Annotated in this window: 18 protein-coding genes and 2 tRNA genes; 13 read left to right on the top strand and 7 right to left on the bottom strand. The window is 72.0% G+C overall.

The window, feature by feature from the left end; genetic code table 11:
* Positions 1-205: 205 nt before the first annotated feature.
* Positions 206-280, bottom strand: a tRNA-Arg gene (locus ACTHLI_RS00775).
* Positions 281-302: 22 nt separating this feature from the next.
* On the opposite strand from ACTHLI_RS00775, the gene ACTHLI_RS00780 reads away from it, so the two are divergent.
* Entirely contained in the window at positions 303-668 is a 366-nt protein-coding gene (locus tag ACTHLI_RS00780) for a nuclear transport factor 2 family protein (RefSeq protein ID WP_440180779.1), read from the top strand.
* A gap of 91 nt (positions 669-759) precedes the next feature.
* On the opposite strand, the gene ACTHLI_RS00785 is transcribed toward ACTHLI_RS00780, so the two are convergent.
* Positions 760-1,338, bottom strand: a complete 579-nt coding sequence (locus ACTHLI_RS00785) for a LuxR C-terminal-related transcriptional regulator (RefSeq protein ID WP_440180781.1) — start codon at positions 1,336-1,338, stop codon at positions 760-762.
* A 213-nt stretch (positions 1,339-1,551) separates the two neighbouring features.
* Between ACTHLI_RS00785 and ACTHLI_RS00790 the strand changes: the two genes are divergently transcribed.
* The 3 genes from ACTHLI_RS00790 (at position 1,552) to ACTHLI_RS00800 (ending at position 6,667) form a co-directional block, all read left to right on the top strand.
* The gene (locus ACTHLI_RS00790; RefSeq protein ID WP_440180782.1) at positions 1,552-2,637 is read left to right on the top strand and encodes a ScyD/ScyE family protein; all 1,086 of its coding nucleotides are present in this window, start codon (positions 1,552-1,554) and stop codon (positions 2,635-2,637) included.
* Positions 2,638-2,750: 113 nt separating this feature from the next.
* Positions 2,751-6,497, top strand: a complete 3,747-nt coding sequence (locus ACTHLI_RS00795; protein WP_440180784.1) for an AAA family ATPase — start codon at positions 2,751-2,753, stop codon at positions 6,495-6,497.
* Between the two features lie 41 nt (positions 6,498-6,538).
* Positions 6,539-6,667, top strand: a complete 129-nt coding sequence (locus ACTHLI_RS00800; RefSeq protein WP_440180786.1) for a hypothetical protein — start codon at positions 6,539-6,541, stop codon at positions 6,665-6,667.
* A gap of 86 nt (positions 6,668-6,753) precedes the next feature.
* Here ACTHLI_RS00800 and mscL read toward each other — a convergent pair whose 3' ends face one another.
* The 3 genes from mscL to ACTHLI_RS00815 are packed head-to-tail and all read right to left on the bottom strand — an operon-like array spanning position 6,754 to position 8,164.
* Positions 6,754-7,191 carry a large conductance mechanosensitive channel protein MscL gene (gene mscL / locus ACTHLI_RS00805; protein WP_440180788.1) on the bottom strand — a complete coding sequence of 146 codons (438 nt, stop codon included), beginning with the start codon at positions 7,189-7,191 and terminating at the stop codon, positions 6,754-6,756.
* A gap of 52 nt (positions 7,192-7,243) precedes the next feature.
* Complete coding sequence (locus ACTHLI_RS00810) at positions 7,244-7,546, bottom strand: FmdB family zinc ribbon protein (RefSeq protein WP_440180789.1); 303 nt, start codon at positions 7,544-7,546, stop codon at positions 7,244-7,246.
* A 6-nt stretch (positions 7,547-7,552) separates the two neighbouring features.
* Positions 7,553-8,164, bottom strand: coding sequence for a 5-formyltetrahydrofolate cyclo-ligase (locus tag ACTHLI_RS00815; RefSeq protein ID WP_440180791.1), 612 nt, complete (start codon positions 8,162-8,164; stop codon positions 7,553-7,555).
* Positions 8,165-8,203: 39 nt separating this feature from the next.
* Between ACTHLI_RS00815 and galU the strand changes: the two genes are divergently transcribed.
* The 3 genes from galU to ACTHLI_RS00830 all read left to right on the top strand — a co-directional run bounded on the left by galU (position 8,204) and on the right by ACTHLI_RS00830 (position 10,721).
* The gene (galU, locus tag ACTHLI_RS00820) at positions 8,204-9,094 is read left to right on the top strand and encodes a UTP--glucose-1-phosphate uridylyltransferase GalU (RefSeq protein ID WP_440180793.1); all 891 of its coding nucleotides are present in this window, start codon (positions 8,204-8,206) and stop codon (positions 9,092-9,094) included.
* Between the two features lie 10 nt (positions 9,095-9,104).
* Entirely contained in the window at positions 9,105-9,746 is a 642-nt protein-coding gene (locus ACTHLI_RS00825) for a GNAT family N-acetyltransferase (RefSeq protein ID WP_440180808.1), read from the top strand.
* 69 nt (positions 9,747-9,815) lie between these two features.
* Positions 9,816-10,721 carry a hypothetical protein gene (locus tag ACTHLI_RS00830; RefSeq protein WP_440180795.1) on the top strand — a complete coding sequence of 302 codons (906 nt, stop codon included), beginning with the start codon at positions 9,816-9,818 and terminating at the stop codon, positions 10,719-10,721.
* Between the two features lies 1 nt (position 10,722).
* Here the strand turns inward: ACTHLI_RS00830 and ACTHLI_RS00835 are convergent, their stop codons facing one another.
* Entirely contained in the window at positions 10,723-13,095 is a 2,373-nt protein-coding gene (locus ACTHLI_RS00835) for a TIM-barrel domain-containing protein (protein ID WP_440180797.1), read from the bottom strand.
* Positions 13,096-13,196: 101 nt separating this feature from the next.
* On the opposite strand from ACTHLI_RS00835, the gene ACTHLI_RS00840 reads away from it, so the two are divergent.
* From ACTHLI_RS00840 to ACTHLI_RS00850, 3 genes are all read left to right on the top strand, one after another.
* A tRNA-Ala gene (locus tag ACTHLI_RS00840) sits at positions 13,197-13,272 on the top strand.
* Between the two features lie 305 nt (positions 13,273-13,577).
* Positions 13,578-13,916, top strand: coding sequence for a histone-like nucleoid-structuring protein Lsr2 (locus tag ACTHLI_RS00845; RefSeq protein WP_440180798.1), 339 nt, complete (start codon positions 13,578-13,580; stop codon positions 13,914-13,916).
* 206 nt (positions 13,917-14,122) lie between these two features.
* The gene (locus ACTHLI_RS00850) at positions 14,123-14,413 is read left to right on the top strand and encodes a hypothetical protein (protein WP_440180799.1); all 291 of its coding nucleotides are present in this window, start codon (positions 14,123-14,125) and stop codon (positions 14,411-14,413) included.
* Between the two features lie 15 nt (positions 14,414-14,428).
* Here the strand turns inward: ACTHLI_RS00850 and ACTHLI_RS00855 are convergent, their stop codons facing one another.
* Positions 14,429-15,649 (bottom strand): MFS transporter, encoded by a 1,221-nt coding sequence (locus ACTHLI_RS00855; RefSeq protein WP_440180801.1) that lies wholly within the window; start codon positions 15,647-15,649, stop codon positions 14,429-14,431.
* A gap of 298 nt (positions 15,650-15,947) precedes the next feature.
* Here ACTHLI_RS00855 and ACTHLI_RS00860 point away from each other — a divergent pair, with 298 nt between their 5' ends.
* From ACTHLI_RS00860 to ACTHLI_RS00870, 3 genes are all read left to right on the top strand, one after another.
* The gene (locus ACTHLI_RS00860) at positions 15,948-18,431 is read left to right on the top strand and encodes a ribonucleoside-diphosphate reductase subunit alpha (protein WP_440180803.1); all 2,484 of its coding nucleotides are present in this window, start codon (positions 15,948-15,950) and stop codon (positions 18,429-18,431) included.
* A gap of 50 nt (positions 18,432-18,481) precedes the next feature.
* Entirely contained in the window at positions 18,482-18,586 is a 105-nt protein-coding gene (locus ACTHLI_RS00865; protein WP_440180804.1) for a ribonucleotide-diphosphate reductase subunit beta, read from the top strand.
* Positions 18,587-18,663: 77 nt separating this feature from the next.
* The coding region (locus ACTHLI_RS00870) for a ribonucleotide-diphosphate reductase subunit beta (RefSeq protein WP_440180806.1) at positions 18,664-19,092 on the top strand (429 nt) is incomplete at its 3' end.

The raw sequence follows: 19,092 nt of genomic DNA on the forward strand, positions 1-19,092 counted from the left end.
ACGCACTGGATCCCGGAGGGGCAGTCGGATGCGGTCATCGATCCGAGCACGGCCCACCCGACCGTCGAGGGTCAGGCGTACCTCGGTACGCGGCTCGCCGCCACGATCCGGCTGCACCACCCCTCGATGTTCGCCTGACGCGCAGCGGGCCGGATCCGGGCGGTCTCGCGGCTCGCCACGCGGGGCACAGGCGGGACGTGATGAGTGGTGCCCCTGGAGGGACTCGAACCCCCAACCCTTTCCTTAGGACGGAACTGCTCTTCCATTGAGCTACAGAGGCCGGCGGAGAGCAGTCTAGAAGAGTGCATCCCGACGACGTCGACCGGCTGACCGTGCTCGAGGAGTCGCTGTGGCGGCCGGAGACCCGATTCGATCGCGACCACCTCCGCGAGGTGTACGCCGACGACTTCGACGAGTTCGGGCGATCGGGGCGGCACTGGTCGCGGGCGGCGTCGATGGAGAGCGAGCCGGAGGCGTTCGAGACGGTGCTGCCGCTACCGCATCTCCGGATCCGCGACCTCGGGCCCGACGCCGCGCTGCTCACCTACCGGAGCGAGACGACCTACCCCGAGGAGGGCGTGACGCTCGTCGCCAACCGGAGCTCGGTGTGGCAGCGGATCGACGGGACGTGGCGGCTGCGGTTCCACCAGGGGACGCCGACGCACTGATGGTGGGTGCGGGGTGGTCTCGGGGCTCGCTGCGCTCGCACCTCGACCGGCGGGTGGGTGCGGGCCGGCGGGGGACGGAGGGGCTCGGGGGTCAGACGGTCGCGCGAGCCCAGCGGGCCGCGGCCTCCGCGCGGCTCCTGGCGCCGAGCTTCGCCCGGATGTGCTCGACGTGCTTCTCCACGGTGCACTGCTCGATGAAGAGCGTGTCCGCGATCATCCGGTTGGTGCAGCCCTCGGCCACGAGCGCGAGCACCTGCCGTTCCCGCTGCGTGAGCTCGGCGAGCGCTGCGCGCTGCTCCTGACGAGCAGCGCGCAGTCGCACGTGATCGACGGCGGCGCCGAGCTGCGGTCCGAGCAGCGCGGCGAGCGCCTCGTCGCGCGCTGAGAACGGCGCCAGGTGGCGACCGAGGACGAGGCCGACCAGCGCGCGCCCGCCGCCAGCGGTCCGGATCGCGAGGCGGTGGTCGAGCGCCGCGGTCGTCCTGAGTGGCGCGCGCGGGCCGAGGGCCCCGACGACGTCGATCGCGTCGTAGGGGATGAGATCCGCGATCCACCCGCGCATCGCCGTGGCCAGGGCGTCGAGGTCCGTCGCGTCGTGCAGGGCGATGCTCCCGGCCACCAGGGCGTGCGCGTCGGTCGCGGTGAGCGCTGCTGGTTCGACGGTTCGCATCGGCGGGGGATCGGACGGGTGGGGGAGGAGCGGCTGGCGAGCCGATGCGGAAGGTACCCCCGTCGAACCGTGCGCGGTACCCCGGAGACCTGGGTACGTAGACCGGACGGGAGCCGCGGAATGCGGGTTTTCCCCCATGCGGCGGGAGAGGCCTCGGGGCAGTGTGACGCGCGGCGCGCCCACCTCCGCGCCGCTTCGAGGAAGAAGGATCCCGTGTTCAGAACCAGCAGGGTCGCTGCGGCGGCCCTCATCGTCGGGACGGCGCTCGCCGCCGTCACCGGGGTCGGCGCCGCGAGCGCCGCGCCGATGCATCATCCACACGGCTGGAAGACGCTGCCGGGCGATTACGTCGAGCCGCTCCAGTTCTCGGTCTCCGGCCACACCATCGCGGTGGCCGACTCCGGTCGGTCGGCGCTGTACCTCCTCGGGCACCCGAAGCCCATCGCCTACGGCCCGCCCGTGACGAGCAACCCGGAGGCGAGCGGCGACCTCGCCGGCGTCGACATCAGGGACGGCGCGATCGGGTACACGACGACGAACGCCGACCACTCCGACACCCGGTTCACGGTGCTGCGGCACGGCAAGCGCGTGCTGCAGGTGAACCTCGCGGCGTACGAGGCGCGTCACAACCCGGACGGCCGCACCCGCTACGGCTTCACCCAGCCGTGGAAGGTGGGCGAGACCTGCAGGAAGGCGCTCGACGCGCAGGGGGTGCCGATCAGCTACCGGGGCCAGAAGGACTCGCACCCGTACGCCGTCGCCGGGCTCGGGGACGGGTCGTGGTTGATCGCGGACGCCGGCGCGAACGACATCCTCCGGGTGTCGAAGTGGGGGCACGTCTCCACGGTCGCGGTGCTCCCGGCACAGCCCGTGAAGATCACCCCCGCGCTCGCCACCCAGCTCGGCGCACCGGCGTGCGCAGGGCTCACCTACCGGTTCGAGCCGGTGCCGACCGACGTGGAGGTCGCCCGCGGCCACATCTACGTCACCACCCTGCCCGGCGGTCAGGGCGGACTCGGCAGCGTGTACACGATCGGCTGGAACGGTCGCTCGCACCGCATCGCCACCGGGTTCCAGGAGGCGACGAACCTCGCGGTCTCCCCGTCCGGCTGCATCTATGTGGTCGAGCTCGGCCAGGGCGTCTACACCCCGACGTCCAAGGGGCCGAAGCTGGTCGCGGCGCTGCCCGGCGCCGCCGCCGTCGAGTGGGCGGACGGGCACCTGTTCGCCTCCACCGCTCCGGTCGCGGCTACCCAGGGCGCGGACACCTCGCCCGGGCACATCCTGATCCTGCGGTGAGCGCCGGCTGCGGGACGGGATCGGACAGTCTTCCCGTCCCGCAGCCCACCGGGCGTCGCGCCACGCCGCGCGTCGGCCCGGGCGGGGCGGGGACCCCGACTTACAGTGGCAGCGTGCTGTATGCCGACGAGACCGAGGAGAAGACGGACACGTCCGCGCCTCGCGTCGCGAGCACCGGTGGGGTGTCCGGGGCGGCGCACGCGGTGAGCGTGGGCGACGCCAGGTACACGCCGGTCAACGGCGCGGTCGGAGCCTGGGAGCGGTGGCGGGACGAGCTGGCCGACGTCGGCGGCGAGTCGCCGCTGATCCGGTTCGAGGACTCGGTCCGGACGCGGATCGAGCTGTCGACCACGCACCCGTCCGGTCTCGCCCAGTTCATCACCGGCAAGACCACGCTGCTGTCGAACCTCATCCGCGACGACATCGCCTTCCGCACCGCGAGCGCCGCCGCGTCGACGCTGACCGCGAAGGCCGTCGAGCTCGCCGCGACCCGCGGCCTCGACGGCATGCACCTCGCGATCGGACTCGCCGAGTGGCGGTTCGAGAAGCAGGACTTCCGCGGCCCCGTGCTGCTGCGGCCGCTCGCGATCCGGCGGTACGGGCGCGACTTCGAGCTCCGCCTGAAGGGGGCGCTGCAGCTCAACCCCGGCCTCGTCGCCGCGATGCGGGAGCAGTACGACATCCGGCTCGACCCCGCGGCGTTCGTGTCGCTCGCCCTGTCCGCCGGTGCGTTCAAGCCGCAGCCCGTCATCGACCGCCTGCGCGAGCTGACGAGCCACCTGCAGCGCTTCAGCGTCCAGCCGCGGCTGCTCATCTCCTCCTTCGGCGAGGTCGGCGCGGCGCTGCTCGCGGACGCGAAGGACCTGTCGCACCCGGTGATCGACGCGGTCGCCGGCAACCCGACCGCGATCGCGCGCATCACGGGCGCGACGGAGCGGGTCGACGTGATCCCGCAGGACCAGCGCCCGCCGACGCTCGACGGCGCGCTGCTCGACGCCGACCCGGAGCAGGAGCAGGCCGTCGCCGAGATCGCGGCCGGCCACCACCTCGCGGTCCACACGCTGCCCGGCACGGGCGCGACCCAGACGATCGTCAACGCGATCGGTGCGCTCGTCGCCCAGCACAAGCGGGTGCTCGTCGTCAGCCCGCGGCACGCGACCCTCCGGTCCGTCGCCGGCCGCCTCGCCGACATCGGGCTGCCCGGCCTCACCGCGTCGAGCCGCACCGTCCGGCGGGACCTCATCCAGGCCATCTCCCGCAACGAGAAGGCCGAGGCGGCCGAGACCGGCGAGGTCGACGAGGCGCTCACCCGGCTCCGCTCGGTGCTGCTCGACTACCGGTCCGCGCTCGGCCGGCGCGACCGGGTGCTGCGGGTCAGCGTGCTCGACGCGCTCGGCGAGCTCTCACGGCTCGCGCTGCTGCCGAGCCCGCCCGCGACGACCGCCCGGCTGTCCACCCGCGCGATGGAGGCGCTCGCGACCGATCGCGGCGCCGTGCAGGAGGACCTGCTGCGGGCCGCGACGCTCGGCGAGTTCCGCGTGGGGCCGATGGACTCGCCCTGGTACGGCGCCACGTTCGCCGACGGCCAGGGCGCGGCGCAGGCCCACCAGCTCGCCAAGCGGGTCCACGCCACCGAGGTGCCGCGCCTCCTCGAGCGGGCCGACGCGCTCATCGCCGGCTCGCGGTTCCGCCCCTTCGGCACCATCGCCGAGCTCGGCGTCTACCTGAAGCTGCTGCTCGACATCCGCGAGACCCTCGACAAGTTCCAGCCGGCGGTGTTCGACCGGTCCCTCGGTGAGCTCATCATCGCCACCGGGCCCCGCCGGGACTCGCGCGAGATGTCGAGCGTGAACCGCCGCCGCCTGAAGCGCCTCGCGAAGGAGTACCTCCGGCCGGGCGTGCACGTCGCGGACCTGAACGACTGGCTGCAGCGCATCCAGCAGCAGCGGGTGCTCTACCAGCGCTTCGTGACGAGCGGGATGGCGCCGGACGTCCCCGCGGGCGTCACCGACGTCTGGACCGAGTTCCAGGCCGCCGCCGCGGACCTCGCCGCGCTCGACGAGCCGCTCGGGCTGACCGGCACCCCGGACTCCCTCCTCCAGGAGCCGATCGACAACCTGGGCGACCGGCTCGCGGCGCTCGCCGCCGACTCCGACGCGCTGGAGAACCTGCAGGACCGGCAGGCGGTCATGAGCCGCCTGAAGGCGCAGGACCTCGCGCCGCTGCTCGAGGACCTCGCTGGGCGGCACGTCCCGCCGGAGCGGGTCGGCGCCGAGCTCGAGCTGGCGTGGTGGAAGAGCGTGCTCGAGCGCCTCCTGGCCGAGGACCCCGCCCTGCTCGGCGCGAACACGACGGTGCTCGACCGGCTCGAGCAGGACTTCCGTCTCGTCGACGAGGCGCACGCCGGCGCGAACGCGAAGCGGCTCGCCTGGCAGCTGGCGGACTCGTGGCGGCTCGCGCTGGCCGACCGCGGCTCCGAGGCGGAGGCGCTCCGGCAGCTGCTGCAGACGAAGGTCGACGATCCCGCGGTGCTGCATCGCGAGACGCCGCACCTGATCAAGCTGCTCGCGCCCGTGTGGCTCGCGTCGCCGTACGAGGTGCACGCGCTCGGCGAGGTGACCTTCGACACGGTGTTCGTGGTCGACGCCGGGGCGCTCTCGTTCGCGGAGGGGCTCGGCGCGATCCGCCGTGCGAAGCAGGTCGTCGTGTTCGGCGACCCGGTGACGCAGACGCCGATGCCGTTCGACATCGCGATCCGCGAGAGCGAGCACGAGCAGGAGACGCAGAAGCGGCTCGACGAGCGGCACGCGGACAGCGTGTTCTCCCGCATCGCGGACCTGGTCAGGACCGTCGAGCTGACGACCAGCTACCGGGCGGGCGGCGAGGACCTCGCCGAGCTCGTCAACCGCCGGTTCTACGACGGGCGCATCGAGAGCATCCCCTGGGCGGGGACGTTCCTCGGACACGGCAGCCTCGTGCTCGACTACGTCGACAACGGCCACGGTCTCCCGGACGCCGAGACGGGCGCCGTCGAGGCGACCGAGCCGGAGGTGCAGCGGGTCGTGGAGCGCGTGCTCGACCACGCCGCGACGCGTCCGCGCGAGTCCCTCATGGTGATCTCGGGCAGCGCCAAGCACGCGATCCGCGTGCAGCAGGCCGTGATGAAGGCGCTCGTGCGCCGGGGTGACGTCACCGAGTTCTTCACGCGGGACCAGGCGGAGCCGTTCATCGTCGTGACGCTCGCCGAGGCCGTCGGGCACAGCCGCGACCGCGTGATCCTGTCGGTCGGATTCGGTCGGACACCGCACGGGCGGACGCTGTCGCAGCTCGGCCCGCTCGCGCGGCCCGGCGGCGAGCGTCTCCTGGCGGCCGCCGTCACGCGCGCGCGTCGGTCCCTCGCGATCGTGTCCTGCTTCCGCCCCGACGACCTCGACGGGGACCGGATGCCCGCGGGCGTGCTCGCCCTCCGCAGGCTGCTCGCCGATGCGGAGGGGCGGATCGCGGACGCCGCGATCGACGACGACCGCGACGCGATGCTCGTCGACCTCGCCAGGCGGCTGCGGGCACTCGGGATGAAGGCGTCGCTCGGGTACCACGGCAAGCTCGGGCTCGTGGCCTCCTACGGCGCTCGGGCGATCACCGTGGAGACCGACGCGGCCCTGCAGGGCGCGAGCCTCCGCCAGGGGCTGCGGCTCCGGCCGGAGATGCTGAAGCGACTCGGCTGGCACTACCTCCGGGTGCACAGCTTCGACCTGTTCAGCGACCCGGACGCGATCGCCGGGCGGATCGCGATCGCGCTCGGCGCGCGGGAGCCGTCGCCGCTGACCACGACCACGCCCGTGATCGAGGTGCGGACCTGACCGAGCCGCGACGCCGGCACCGCCGGGTGCGGACCGAACCGGTGCCGGGCTCCGACCCTGCGCCGTCGTCGGGGGAGCGGGCCGCCGAGGACGAAGCGCGCACCTGGGGCGACGCGGAGGGGCCGAACGACGCGCGCCTCCGGGCCGACAAGCCGCCCCACTGGGGCTGACCACCCGCTGGTTCGACACCCTGTCCCTCATCCGACCGAGCGCTCGGTCGGATCAGGGACGGAGCGTCGATCGAACGGGACGGGTGTCAGTCCTGGTTGAGGATGCGCTGGTCGCCCACGTGCTGCTGGCCCTCCAGCAGGTCGCGGATCTGCGCGAGGAGGTCCAGCTCGGTCGGCGGCGCGGGTTCGGTGGAGGCGGGCTCGGCGGGCTTCTGGAACGCGCGCTTCATGAGCGCGTTGATCGGCAGCACGAAGACGAAGTAGACGATCGCCGCGATGACGACGAAGTTGATGATCGCGCCGATCACCGCGCCGAACTTGACCTCGGCCGTGCCTGCGGTGAGCGGGATCGCGAGGACCAGCGCGCCGTTCAGCGACTTCGCGTTGAAGATCGCCCCGATGATCGGGTTGAAGATGTTCGTCACGACGCTCGTCACGAGCGCGGTGAAGGCCGTGCCGATCACCACCGCGACGGCCAGGTCGACGACGTTGCCGCGGAGCAGGAACGCTCTGAAACCCTTCATGGCGCTCTGTCTAGCAGCGGGCGGCCGCGTCGCGGCGGACGCGCCGGGGGAATCAGGAGGTCGACGGCGTCGCGGCCGGCTTCGCGCCGCTGTCCGCCTTCGGAGCCGGGGCCGCCGCCGGCTTCGCGTCGCCCTTCGACTCGGCCGACTTCGCCCCGCCGTCGGAGGACGACGAGCCCGAGCGGGAGTCGGTGCGGTAGAAGCCGGAGCCGTTGAAGGTGACCCCGATCGAGCCGTACTGCTTGCGGAGCGCGCCGCCGCAGACCGGGCACTCGGTCAGGGGCGCGTCGCTGAACTCCTGGTGCACCTCGAGCGGGGTGCCGCAGTCGCGGCACTTGTAGGCGTACACGGGCATGAGCGGTCAGATCCTCCGTCGGCGGGCTGAGCGGGTGGAGAACTCGACGGTCCGCGTCGGGGTCACGACGCCGTCGATGGCCTGATCGTGACGTTCCCGGGGCACCTCGTCCACGAGCTCGGAGTCGAAGATTACCCCGTACACCGGCGGGCAGCGCTCCATCGACCCGAGGGTCTTGTCGTAGTACCCGCGCCCCCACCCGAGCCGCATCCCCGTCGCGTCGACCGCCGCGGCCGGCACCAGGATCAGGTCGACGTCGTTGATCGCGATCGGTCCGAGCAGCGCGCCGACCGGCTCGGGCACGCCCGCATGGCCGAGCACCTCCTCGTCGTCGTCCGTCGCGGTGGTCCAGTCGAGCAGCCCGTCGGTGCGCGTGATCGGCAGCAGCACACGCAGGCCGGCGTCGCGCGCCCAGTTCACGAACGGCCGGGTGTCCGGTTCGTCGACCGCGGAGAGGTAGCAGGAGACCGAATGGACCTCGAGCGCCTCCGTCAGCGCGATGAGGCGCTCGGTCAGGCCCTCCGTCGCCGCGGCGCGCTCGTCGCGGGTCAGGTTCCGGCGCCGCTCGCGCAGCTCGGCACGGAGTGCCCGTTTCTGGGGTGCGAGGTCGACCGCCACAGCCCGATTCTAGGAAGTGCGTCCGGATAGCCTGACCCCATGGCGTACCACATCACCAAGGCCGTGATCCCCGCCGCGGGACTCGGGACCCGGTTCCTCCCCGCGACCAAGGCGATGCCGAAGGAGATGCTCCCCGTCGTCGACAAGCCCGCGATCCAGTACGTGGTGGAGGAGGCGGTCGCCGCCGGCCTGCACGACGTACTCATGGTCACAGGGCGCAACAAGTACGCCCTCGAGAACCATTTCGACCGGGTGTACGAGCTCGAGGCGACGCTCGAGCACAAGGGCGACCACGCGAAGCTGCAGCGCGTGCGCGAGTCGACGAACATCGCGGACATCCACTACTTCCGGCAGGGCGACCCGATGGGCCTCGGGCACGCGGTGCTGCAGGCGAGGATGCACGTCGGGCACGAGCCGTTCGCGGTGCTGCTCGGCGACGACCTGATCGACCACCGCGACCCGCTGCTGCAGCGCATGATCGAGGAGGCGTCGCGGCGGGACGCGTCCGTCGTCGCGCTGCTCGAGGTCGACCCGGATCAGATCCACCTGTACGGCGCGGCCAAGGTCGAGCGCACGGACGAGGACGACGTGGTGCGGATCACCGGCCTCGTCGAGAAGCCCTCGAAGGAGAACGCCCCGTCGAACCTCGCGATCATCGGCCGCTATGTGCTCAAGCCCGAGATCTTCCCGATCCTCGAGCACACCAAGCCCGGCAAGGGCGGCGAGATCCAGCTGACCGACGCGCTCGAGGAGATGGCCGGCGCGGCCTGGACCGGCGGCGTCTACGGCGTCATCTTCCGCGGGCGCCGCTACGACACGGGCGACAAGATCGACTACATCAAGGCGATCGTGCAGCTCGCCTCCGAGCGCGACGACCTCGGCCCGGAGCTGCGGCCGTGGCTCGCCGAGTTCGTCGCCGGCCTCGACTGAGCCCGTGGTCATGCCCGTCCCCACCCTGCGCTCCGGCAGGGTCGGCATCCGCCCCATCCGCCTCCGGGACGCCCGCCCCATGGAGCGCGAGCTCGTGGAGGGGCGCTCCTGGATGCGCGAGTGGGAGGCGACGAGTCCCCGTGGCTCGATCGGCTTCGACACCCGGGCGAGCATCCGCGCGCTGCAGCAGAACGCCAGGACGGGGCAGGGGCTGCCGTTCGTCATCGAGGTGGACGGCGAGCTCGCGGGCCAGCTGAACGTCACGTCGATCGCGTACGGCTCCCTCTCCTCCGCCACGATCGGCTATTGGATCGCGGAACGGTTCGCGGGCCTCGGGGCGACGCCCACGGCGGTGGCGCTCGCCACCGACCACTGCTTCCAGGCCCTCGGCCTGCACCGCATGGAGATCTGCATCCGGCCCGAGAACGCCAAGTCGCTGCGGGTCGTCGAGAAGCTCGGGTTCCGGTACGAGGGGCTCAAGCGGCGGTACATCCACATCAACGGGGACTGGCGGGACCACTTCTGCTTCGGCCTCGTGACCGAGGAGGTGCCGGAGGGGGTCCTGCGGCGGTGGCAGGAGGGGCGCGCTCCGCAGCACGCGGCGGACGTCCCGGAGGCGGACCGGCGGCTGGCGGAGACCCCCTTCCCCTGATCTGGGGTGCCCGCGACACGCCGTCGCCGCCTCCCGGGCGTGCTACCGGCGCGGCCCTACCGTCATGCCATGGCAGGCCTGGGTGGCGGCGCGATCATCGCATTCGCAGCCGTGCTGTGGCTCCTCTACCTCACGCCGACGTGGCTGCGCCGGCGCGAGTACCTCCGCACCGAGCGCACCGCCGTCCGGCTGCAGCAGACCCTCCGGGTGCTCGCCGAGACCGCGGAGGTGCCGGACGAGGTGCGCGCGGAGGTGTCCGCGCGGAGCGTCGCCGAGCAGCACCGGGCGCTGCGCGAATCGGCCCGCCGCGCCGAATCCGTCGCCCGGGCGCGCGACGCGAAGGCGGAGCGGGCCCTCGCCCGGTCGGGCGCCGGCCCGCGGGAGCCGCGCAGCAGGGCCCTCGCCGTCTCGGACATCGCCGCGACCCGCCTGCGCCGCTCGCGGGTGCTCGCGACGAACCTGCTCGTGGTGGGCATCACGCTGGCGGGCTGGGGCGTCTCCGACGTGGCCGCGGGCGGCACGTGGGAGTTCCTCGCCGCCGGTGTCCTCATCGCCTTCCTCGCGGTCGCGCTCCTGCAGCGGGCGTCGACGGTCGCCGCCGCGCGCCGGGCCGTGTCCGCCGTCGACCAGGCGGTCGTCGTGCCGGAGGAGTCGCGCAGCTTCACGGAGTGGCAGGAGGCGGAGCCGTCCCGCCCCACCTGGACCCCGGTGCCGCTGCCCAAGCCGCGCTACCTCGAGCAGCAGCAGCGGGCGGCGGCGGTGGCGCCCGCGACGCCGGTCCGCGACGACGTCGCGATCGCCGCCTCCCTCCGGGCCGCCGCGCAGCGGGCCGACGAGGCGCTCAGGGCCGCGCACGCGGCGCCGGAGGTCGCGGCGCTCGACCGCAGGCCGGTCGACGCCGTGTCGGCGATGCACGAGAGCGGGCCGGTCGTCACCGATCTGGACGGCGTCCTCCGCCGCCGCCGGTCCGCCTGAGTCAGCGCGCGGTGAGGAGCTCGGTGAGCGCCTCCATGAGCGGCGCGGGCGGTGTCAGCGCCTGCAGCTCCGCGATGCGCGCGGCGACGCTCCGAGGAGCGCCGACGACCTTCCAGAGCGCAGCCTTCGCCTCGTAGGGGTACTGGGCGGCGCTCAGCAGCGCGAGCACGCGGGCCTCGCGGTCCTGCGTCGCGGGTCGAGGGTCGGGGCCCACCGACACGGTCGTCGTCGCGACGATGTCCGCGGTGAGCGAGATCCGGACCCGGCCGGAGCCGGGCACGGTCGTCGGGTGCGGCCGCCCGTCGACCCACGCCACGGTGTCCGCCGGCAGTCCGAGGACCGTCACGGTCCATGTCCTCGTCTCGGGGGCGATCCCGGTGGGCCCGTCCGCCGCCCCGATCGTGAGGGTGCCGGTCGCCTGGTCCCAGGTGAGCGGGGTGCGGAGCGTCGGGACCGTCTCCGGCGTCGTGCCCGTGCCGTCGTCCTCGACGAGCACGAAGGCGCCGTCCGCACCCGGGGCGACGAGCACCTCGAGGTGCGCCGGGTTCGCGGCCGCATCCGTCTCGTGCTCCCCGGCGAGCGGGAGGATGCCGCCCGCCTGGAGCAGCGCGGGGACGCTCGAGTCGTCCCGGTGCAGCCGCACGCTCCGGTCGCCCTCGTGCACGATCGTCGTCGCGATGTCGATCCAGGTCCCTGGCGGCAGCCAGGCGGTGACCGCGCCCTGCAGCGTCACCGGGTCGCGGGGTGCGGTGATCGGCGCGACGACGAGCTCGGATCCGAACCGGAACACGGTGCGCGTCCGGTATGCGTCGGGCTCGCCCGGCGCCTCGTAGTACAGGGGCAGCACCAGGGGCGTCCGGTCCGCGGCGGCCCTGCGGTTCATGGTGTGCAGGTACGGCACGAGCCGCACCCTGAGTCGCAGCGCGTCGTCGATCGCGGCCCGCGTCTCCGCGGGGAACGCCCACGGCTCCTTCTCGAGGAACGGGTTGTTGGAGGAGTGCAGCCGGAGGATCGGCGACCAGACGCCGAGCTGCACCCAGCGCAGCTGGAGCTCGTCGTCGCGCACGCCCCAGAGGTGGCCGCCGATGTCGTGGCTCCACCACCCGTAGCCGATGTTGGCCGCGGTCGCGGTGAACTCCGGCTGGAACTCGAGCGACGCCCAGCTGATCACCGTGTCCCCGGAGAACCCGACCGGGTAGCGGTGGCTGCCCGGGCCCGCGTACCGGGAGAACGTGAGCGGGCGCCGGCCTCCGCGCCCGCTGTCGAGGAAGTGGAAATGGTTCAGCATCCACAGCGGGTCGATGCCCGCGACGCGCGAGTGCGGGCCCTGCTGCCAGTCCAGCCACCAGAAGTCGACGCCCTGGTCCTCGAGGCCGTGGTGCAGCACCGCGAAGTAGGCCTCGAGGAAGGCGGGGTCGGTGATGTCGAAGGCGATCGGGAGCCGCTCCTCCGGGTCGCGCCCGAGCGCTCGGCACATCGCCGGGTAGGCGTCCTCGAACGCCCGCACGCCGTCGGCCGGGTGCACGTTCAGTGTCACCCTCAGCCCGCGGGCGTGCAGCTCGGCCAGGAACGCCTCCGGGTCGGGGAACAGCGCCCGCTCCCAGCTGTAGCCCGTCCACCCGCTGCCGAACTCCGGAGGCACGGAGTCGACCCGGTGCCAGTCCATGTCGATCACGGCGACGCTGAAGCGCACGCCCTCGCGCTCGAACCGGTCGAGCAGGGCGAGGTACTCGTCCGCCGCGTAGCGGTAGTAGCGGCTCCACCAGTTGCCGAGCGCCCAGCGCGGGAGGAGGGGCTGGTCGCCGGACACGGCGTAGAACGCGGCGAGGGCGCCCGCGAAGTCGTGCCCGTAGGCGAAGACGTAGAGGTCGGATCGGTCGCCGGTCGGCCTCGGCGCGACCCAGCCGTCCTCGGTGAGCAGGAAGGATGCCGAGTCGTCGAGCGCCGCGACCCCGCCGGCCGCCACGACGCCGGGCCCGAGCGCGGTCCGGCCGTCGACGACGTCGAGGGTCCTCGCGGTGCCGCCGAGGCTCGCGTCCTCGTCGCCGAAGCGCCACGTGCTGTGCCAGGACGTGATCGCACCCGCGAAGTCCACGCGGAGCCCGCTCGCGGACGGCCGCCGACGGTCGTAGGTGAGGTGGAACCGGTCGGTCAGCACCTCGAGCACCTCCGGCCCGTCGACGACGCGGAACGCGGGCACGGGGAGGTCCCGGTGCAGCGCGAACGTCGACGCGCGGTCCTCGAAGACGCCGTCCTCGGCCCACTCGATCCGCACGAGCCCGTCCGTCAGCACGGTGATGCGGAACCGGTCGCCCGACACGACGGCCGCGTCGTGCGCGACGGGGGAGAGCGGGATCCGGAAACGCGCGTCCATGTCGGGGCCTTCCGGGGTCGTCGGGTCGAGCTCGATCCTACGAGGCCGCGTGTGCGGGAGGCGGGCCTCCAGCGGGTGCTATCCTCGTCAGGCCTCGACCTGGGCCCTTGGCGCAGTTGGTAGCGCGTCTCGTTCGCAATGAGAAGGTCAGGGGTTCGAATCCCCTAGGGTCCACCACAGAAGAAGAGCCGCCCCGTGTGGGCGGCTCTTCTCGTATCCCGGTATCCGGGGTGGCGGAGTCGTGTCGCTCGTCGCCCTTGACATCGTTCGAGCGAAGGCTCGCCTGCAGCCGAATGCGGCCGTCCGAGCGGAATGCGGCCGCATCGCGCGTCCGATCCAGAGCGGATTCTTGGGGAAGGCGGCACGTTTTCCCCGGCCTGCCGCGAATAAGCGGCGGAATTCACCCGAATTCCGTGTACAGTCCCTTTACGCGCGAATTCCCGCGCAGCAGTTCCCACCCATACAGGAGATCTCGAACACCCATGGCGCAGAAGTACATCGTGCAGCTCGTCGACGACCTCACGCAGCAGCCGATCGAGGACGGATCGGGCGAGAGCGTGCGATTCTCGCTCGACGGCGTCAGCTACACCATCGATCTCACGACCGATCACGCGGAGGAGTTCCGCTCGGCCCTCTCGCCCTATGTGAACGCGGCCAGGAAGGCCGACGTCGCGGTCAGGACGAAGGGCTCCACCGCCGCTCGCGCGCCGAAGGGCGACCTCAAGGCGATCCGCGAGTGGGCCAACGCGAACGGCTTCACCGTCTCCTCCCGCGGCCGCATCCCGGCCGAGGTGCAGACGGCGTACAACGCGGCCAACTGACGGCGAGCGCGAAAGCGGTGGGGGCGGATCGCCCCCACCGCTTTCGTGCATTCGCGCGCTCTTATCCTGGGGCGATGATCTCCCGCCCGCTCGCCCTCCGTCTGCGTTCCGCCGGGCTGGTCTGGCGGCCCGCGACCGGCGACCGATTCCAATTCCTGGCGCAGGACATGGAGTCCACCGGCACGGACGCCTTCACGGTCAGTGACATGACGATCGAGGCGCACGCCTATCCGACCGGCACCGTCCTCGGATTCAACGGCACGACGGAATGGGCGCTCGATTCGATCGCCATCGAGGACGCCCTTTGGCTGCCGCGGGAAGACCAATTGCGGGAGGCGCTGAAAGGGACCTTCGAGCGGCTCGAACGCGATGAGGAGGCCGACGGCTGGCGCGTCACGTGCACCTTTCGGGGCGAGCGGATGACGCATCTCGCGGACACCGCGGAGGACGCCTACGCGATGGCCGTGCTCGCGGAGGTGGAGGCCTCGTCCTCGTGACCTCGGGGTGCTCCGTCAGCCCGCGCTGGGGGGCAGCGGGATCGGTGCCGTGTCCGGCACGGGGCCCGCGTCCTTGCCCTTGAGGTCCGGGAAGAAGCGGATGCCGCCGGCGGCGGCGAGCGACGACAGGACCGCGAGACCCGCGCCGCACGCGAACGCGATCGGCGCGCCCGCCCGGTCGAGGGCCTGGCCGGCGAGCGCGGCGCCGAGGGCGACCCCGACGAGCTGCCCGGTGTTCGTCCAGCCGTAGGCCTCCGCGGTGTCGCTGAACCGCACCGAGCTCGACACGATGGCCGACATCATCCCGAGCGCCGGTGCGAGCCCGAAGCCCGAGACGACGAGGGCCGCGGTGAGGCCCAGGAAGCCGGGCAGGAAGGGCGTCAGCGCGGCCCCGACCGCCACGAGCCCGAGTCGCAGCGCGAGCGACCACGGCCGCATCGGGAGGCGGCCGAGCACGAGGCCGCCCGCGAGCGACGCGAGGGACCAGATCGAGAGCACCACGCCGCTCGTCGGGTCGTGCTCGCCGAACGCGCCCGCGACGCTCGCCTCGATCGCGGCGCAGGAGGCGATGACCAGGAACCCGACGAGGGTCATCAGCGCGACCTGGGGGCGCAGCAGCACGACGCCGAAGCGCCGCCTGCTGCGGGGGATGCGCACCCGGCCGACCTCGCGGGAGGCGGTGAACCAGGCGCCCCCGCCGATGAGGAGGGCGGCGGGGACGAGGAGGGCGACCCGCGTGCTCACGCCGGTGGCGAGGAAGGTGACGAGCACGGGCCCGCCGATCCAGATCAGCTCCTGCAGGGACGCGTCGAGCGAGAAGAGCTGCCCGAGCAGGGCCGAGGGCACGAGCTTCGGGTAGATCGTGCGGACGGCCGACGTGATCGGCGGGAAGGTGAGCCCGGCGACCAGGGCGAGCCCGACGATGCCGGCGGGCGGCAGGTCGAGCACCGCGATCGCGGCGATGGCCGCGGCGCACAGCACCGTCGTCGTGATGATGACGGGCCGGATGCCGAGCCGCCCCATCAGCCGCCCGGTCGCGGGGCCGGCCAGGGCCTGGCCGATGCTCAGCGCGGCGAGCACGACGCCGGCGACGCCGTAGGAGCCCGTGCGCCCCTCCACGTGGAAGAGCAGGCCGAGCGAGAGCATCCCCGAGGGGAAGCGGGCGGTGAGCTGCGCGGCGATGATGCGCAGCACCCCGCGGGCCCGCACCAGGTCCCCGAATCCGCTCCCGCTCACAGCGTCCCCAAGCGTAGGGCCCGCCCGCCCGCCGCCCCCACGGAGGCGGGTGCGACGCGGCGGCGGTCCTCCACGGGTTCTCCACCGATGCGTCCCCAGGGTGTCGGAGGGCGCCTCTACCGTCTCCCCAGGCCCGGCCTCGTTCTCCACAGGGCGGCGGTATCACCTGTGGACGACACGCCGACGATTTGCACAACATGTTGGGTTGCTTTTGCCCACCCGCCCCGACATATAGTGGTCCCCCGGTTGTGGGGGTAGGTGCCGACCGGCACGGATCAGGCCCCAGAAGGAGGCGTTCATGGGCATCACGGTGGTCAAGCGGGACGGGACTCGCGAGCCCTACGACGCGAACAAGATCAACCTGGCGATCGAGCACGCGAGCGCCGGTCTCGACCCCAACATCACCTGGGTGACCCAGATCGCCTCCGAGCTCGAGCTCACGCTCTTCGACGGCATCACCACGCAGCAGCTCGACGAGGCGGTCATCCAGGTCGCGCTCCAGAACGTCAAGGACGACCCGGCGTTCGACACGGTCGCCGCCCGCCTGCTGCTCAAGACGATCTACAAGCGGGTGCTCGGCGACTACGCCGACGACGCCGCGGTCACCGATCTGCACCGCGAGCACTTCCGCCGCTACGTCGAGCGCGGGGTCGCCGAGGACCTGCTCGACCCGCGGCTGCAGTCGATGTTCGACCTCGACGCGCTCGCCGCGGCGCTCGACCCGAAGCACGACGAGCTGCTGAAGTACATCGGCGTCGTCACGCTGAACAACCGCTACGGCATCAAGAGCCGGGACGGCGAGCCGCTCGAGGTCCCGCAGTACTTCTGGATGCGCATCGCGATGGGCCTGTCGCTCAACGAGGCCGACCCGACGACGGCCGCGCTCGGCTTCTACGCCAAGATGTCGCGGCTCGACTACCTCGCCGCCGGCTCCACGCTCGTCAACGCGGGTACCAAGTACCCGCAGCTCTCCAACTGCTTCGTGCTCGAGATGCAGGACGACATCGAGCACATCGCGAAGACGACCCGCGACGTGATGTGGCTCACGAAGGGCACGGGCGGCATCGGCCTGTCGGTCACGAAGCTGCGCGCCCAGGGCTCGCCGATCCGGTCGAACAACACGACCTCGACCGGTCCGATCCCGTTCATGCACACGATCGACTCGATCCTCCGCGCGGTCTCCCGCGGCGGCAAGAAGTTCGGCGCCCTCTGCTTCTACATGGAGAACTGGCACCTCGACTTCCCCGAGTTCCTCGACCTGCGCCAGAACTCCGGCGACCCGTACCGCCGCACCCGCACCGCGAACACCGCGGTCTGGATCTCGGACGAGTTCATGAAGCGCGTCCAGAACGACGACGCCTGGTACCTGTTCGACCCGCTGGAGGTCTCCGACCTCAACGAGCTCACCGGCAAGGCGTTCTCCGAGCGCTACGCGCACTACGTCGCGGAGGCCGAGGCGGGCCGGCTGCGCGCGTTCAAGCGCATCGGCGCCCGCGAGCAGTTCAAGGCGATCCTCATGGCGCTGCAGACCACGAGCCACCCGTGGCTCACGTGGAAGGACACGATCAACAACCGGGCGCTGAACAACAACACCGGCACGATCCACTCCTCGAACCTCTGCACCGAGATCACGCTGCCGCAGGACCGCGACAACGTCTCCGTCTGCAACCTCGCCTCCATCAACCTGTCCCGGCACCTCGTGACCGGGCCGGACGGGAAGCTCGGGTTCGACTGGGCGCAGATCGCCTCCAGCGCGAAGAGCGCGATCCGGCAGCTCGACAACCTGATCGACATCACCATCTCGAGCGTGGACGAGGCGGACCACTCCAACGACCAGAACCGCGCGGTCGGTCTCGGCGTCATGGGCTTCACCGACGTCGTCGAGCGCCTCGGCTTCTCCTACGAGAGCGAGGAGGCGTACGCCCTCATCGACGAGGTGATGGAGCACGTCTCGTACGCCGCGATCGAGGAGTCGGTCGAGCTCGCCCAGGAGCGCGGGGCGTACCCGAACTTCCAGGGCTCGCGCTGGAGCCAGGGGATGGTGCCGTTCGACACCATCGCGATCACGGAGGCGGAGCGCGGGGTGCCCGTGCAGGTCGACCGCACGACCCGGCTCGACTGGGACGCGCTGCGTGAGCGCGTCAAGGGCGGCATGCGCAACGCGACGCTGATGGCGATCGCGCCGACCGCCTCCATCGGCCTCGTCGCCGGCACCACGCCGGGCCTCGACCCGCAGTTCTCGCAGATCTTCAGCCGGGCGACCTCGTCGGGCAAGTTCCTCGAGGTGAACCGCAACCTGGTCGCGACCCTGCAGGGCGCGGGGCTGTGGGAGCGGGTGCGCGAGTCGATCCTGCGCAGCCAGGGCGACATCCAGCACATCGCCGAGATCCCGGACGAGATCAAGGCCACGTTCAAGACGAGCTTCCAGCTCTCGCCGTACGCCTTCCTCGAGGTCGCGGCGCGCGCGCAGAAGTGGATCGACCAGGCGATCAGCCGCAACATGTACCTCGAGACGCGGGATCTCGGCGACATGATGTCGATCTACTCCGCCGCATGGGAGCGCGGGGTGAAGACGACCTACTACCTGCACATGAAGCCCCGGCACACCGCCGAGCAGTCCACCGTGCGGGTGAACAAGGCCGAGACCATCGACGCGGGCGCGGGGGCGCCGGCGAAGCGCGGGTTCGGTGCGGCGCAGCCCGCGGCTCCCGCGGCTCCGGCCAGGCGCGGGTTCGGGGGGCTGGCGTCGCCGGTCCGCGGCGTCGAAGGACGCGACGCCTGACCCGCGGGTCCGGCGCCGCAGTACTGACCAACAACAAGGGGGGAACGCAGATGTTCGAGAACGATGGTGTGCAGGTCGACGGCACGGAGTTCGTCGGGGGCTACGGCGTCCCGATGGACCCGATGGACCTGCTCCAGTGCGACAGCTGCCAGTAGGCCGCACGCGTTGAGCACGGTGCCGCCGCCGATCCGGGCGGCGGCACCGAACACCCGGGAGAGGGAAGAGGGAAGACATGGGCATTCTGGGCACAGGGATCCAGGAGGGCCTGCTGCTGAAGCCGGTCCGGTACCAGTGGGCGATGGACCTGTACGAGCAGGCCGTCGCGAACACCTGGTTCCCGAACGAGATCCAGCTCGGCGAGGACATCGCCGACTTCAAGCGGATGACCGACGAGGAGCGTCACGCGGTGACGTTCCTGATGAGCTACTTCAACCCGAGCGAGCTGCTCGTGAACAAGGCGCTCGCCTTCGGCGTCTACCCCTACGTCAACGCTCCCGAGGCGCACCTGTACCTCGCGAAGCAGATGTGGGAGGAGGCGAACCACTGCATGTCGTTCGAGTACGTCCTCGAGACGTTCCCGATCGACCGCGACGAGGCCTACAACTCCCACGTGGACATCCCGTCGATGGCCGCCAAGGAGGCCTTCGAGGTCGAGTTCATC

Origin of the sequence: Amnibacterium sp., assembly GCF_051956055.1 — a bacterium.
Taxonomy (GTDB): domain Bacteria; phylum Actinomycetota; class Actinomycetes; order Actinomycetales; family Microbacteriaceae; genus Amnibacterium.

What these genes read in the sequence shown, in the direction of transcription:
- ACTHLI_RS00785 (WP_440180781.1), bottom strand. Translation starts at nt 1,338, where the DNA reads ATGCGAACCGTCGAACCAGCAGCGCTCACCGCGACCGACGCGCACGCC.
- mscL (WP_440180788.1), bottom strand. Translation starts at nt 7,191, where the DNA reads ATGAAGGGTTTCAGAGCGTTCCTGCTCCGCGGCAACGTCGTCGACCTG.
- ACTHLI_RS00810 (WP_440180789.1), bottom strand. Translation starts at nt 7,546, where the DNA reads ATGCCCGTGTACGCCTACAAGTGCCGCGACTGCGGCACCCCGCTCGAG.
- galU (WP_440180793.1), top strand. Translation starts at nt 8,204, where the DNA reads ATGGCGTACCACATCACCAAGGCCGTGATCCCCGCCGCGGGACTCGGG.
- ACTHLI_RS00825 (WP_440180808.1), top strand. Translation starts at nt 9,105, where the DNA reads ATGCCCGTCCCCACCCTGCGCTCCGGCAGGGTCGGCATCCGCCCCATC.
- ACTHLI_RS00830 (WP_440180795.1), top strand. Translation starts at nt 9,816, where the DNA reads ATGGCAGGCCTGGGTGGCGGCGCGATCATCGCATTCGCAGCCGTGCTG.
- ACTHLI_RS00835 (WP_440180797.1), bottom strand. Translation starts at nt 13,095, where the DNA reads ATGGACGCGCGTTTCCGGATCCCGCTCTCCCCCGTCGCGCACGACGCG.
- ACTHLI_RS00845 (WP_440180798.1), top strand. Translation starts at nt 13,578, where the DNA reads ATGGCGCAGAAGTACATCGTGCAGCTCGTCGACGACCTCACGCAGCAG.
- ACTHLI_RS00850 (WP_440180799.1), top strand. Translation starts at nt 14,123, where the DNA reads ATGACGATCGAGGCGCACGCCTATCCGACCGGCACCGTCCTCGGATTC.
- ACTHLI_RS00860 (WP_440180803.1), top strand. Translation starts at nt 15,948, where the DNA reads ATGGGCATCACGGTGGTCAAGCGGGACGGGACTCGCGAGCCCTACGAC.
- ACTHLI_RS00865 (WP_440180804.1), top strand. Translation starts at nt 18,482, where the DNA reads ATGTTCGAGAACGATGGTGTGCAGGTCGACGGCACGGAGTTCGTCGGG.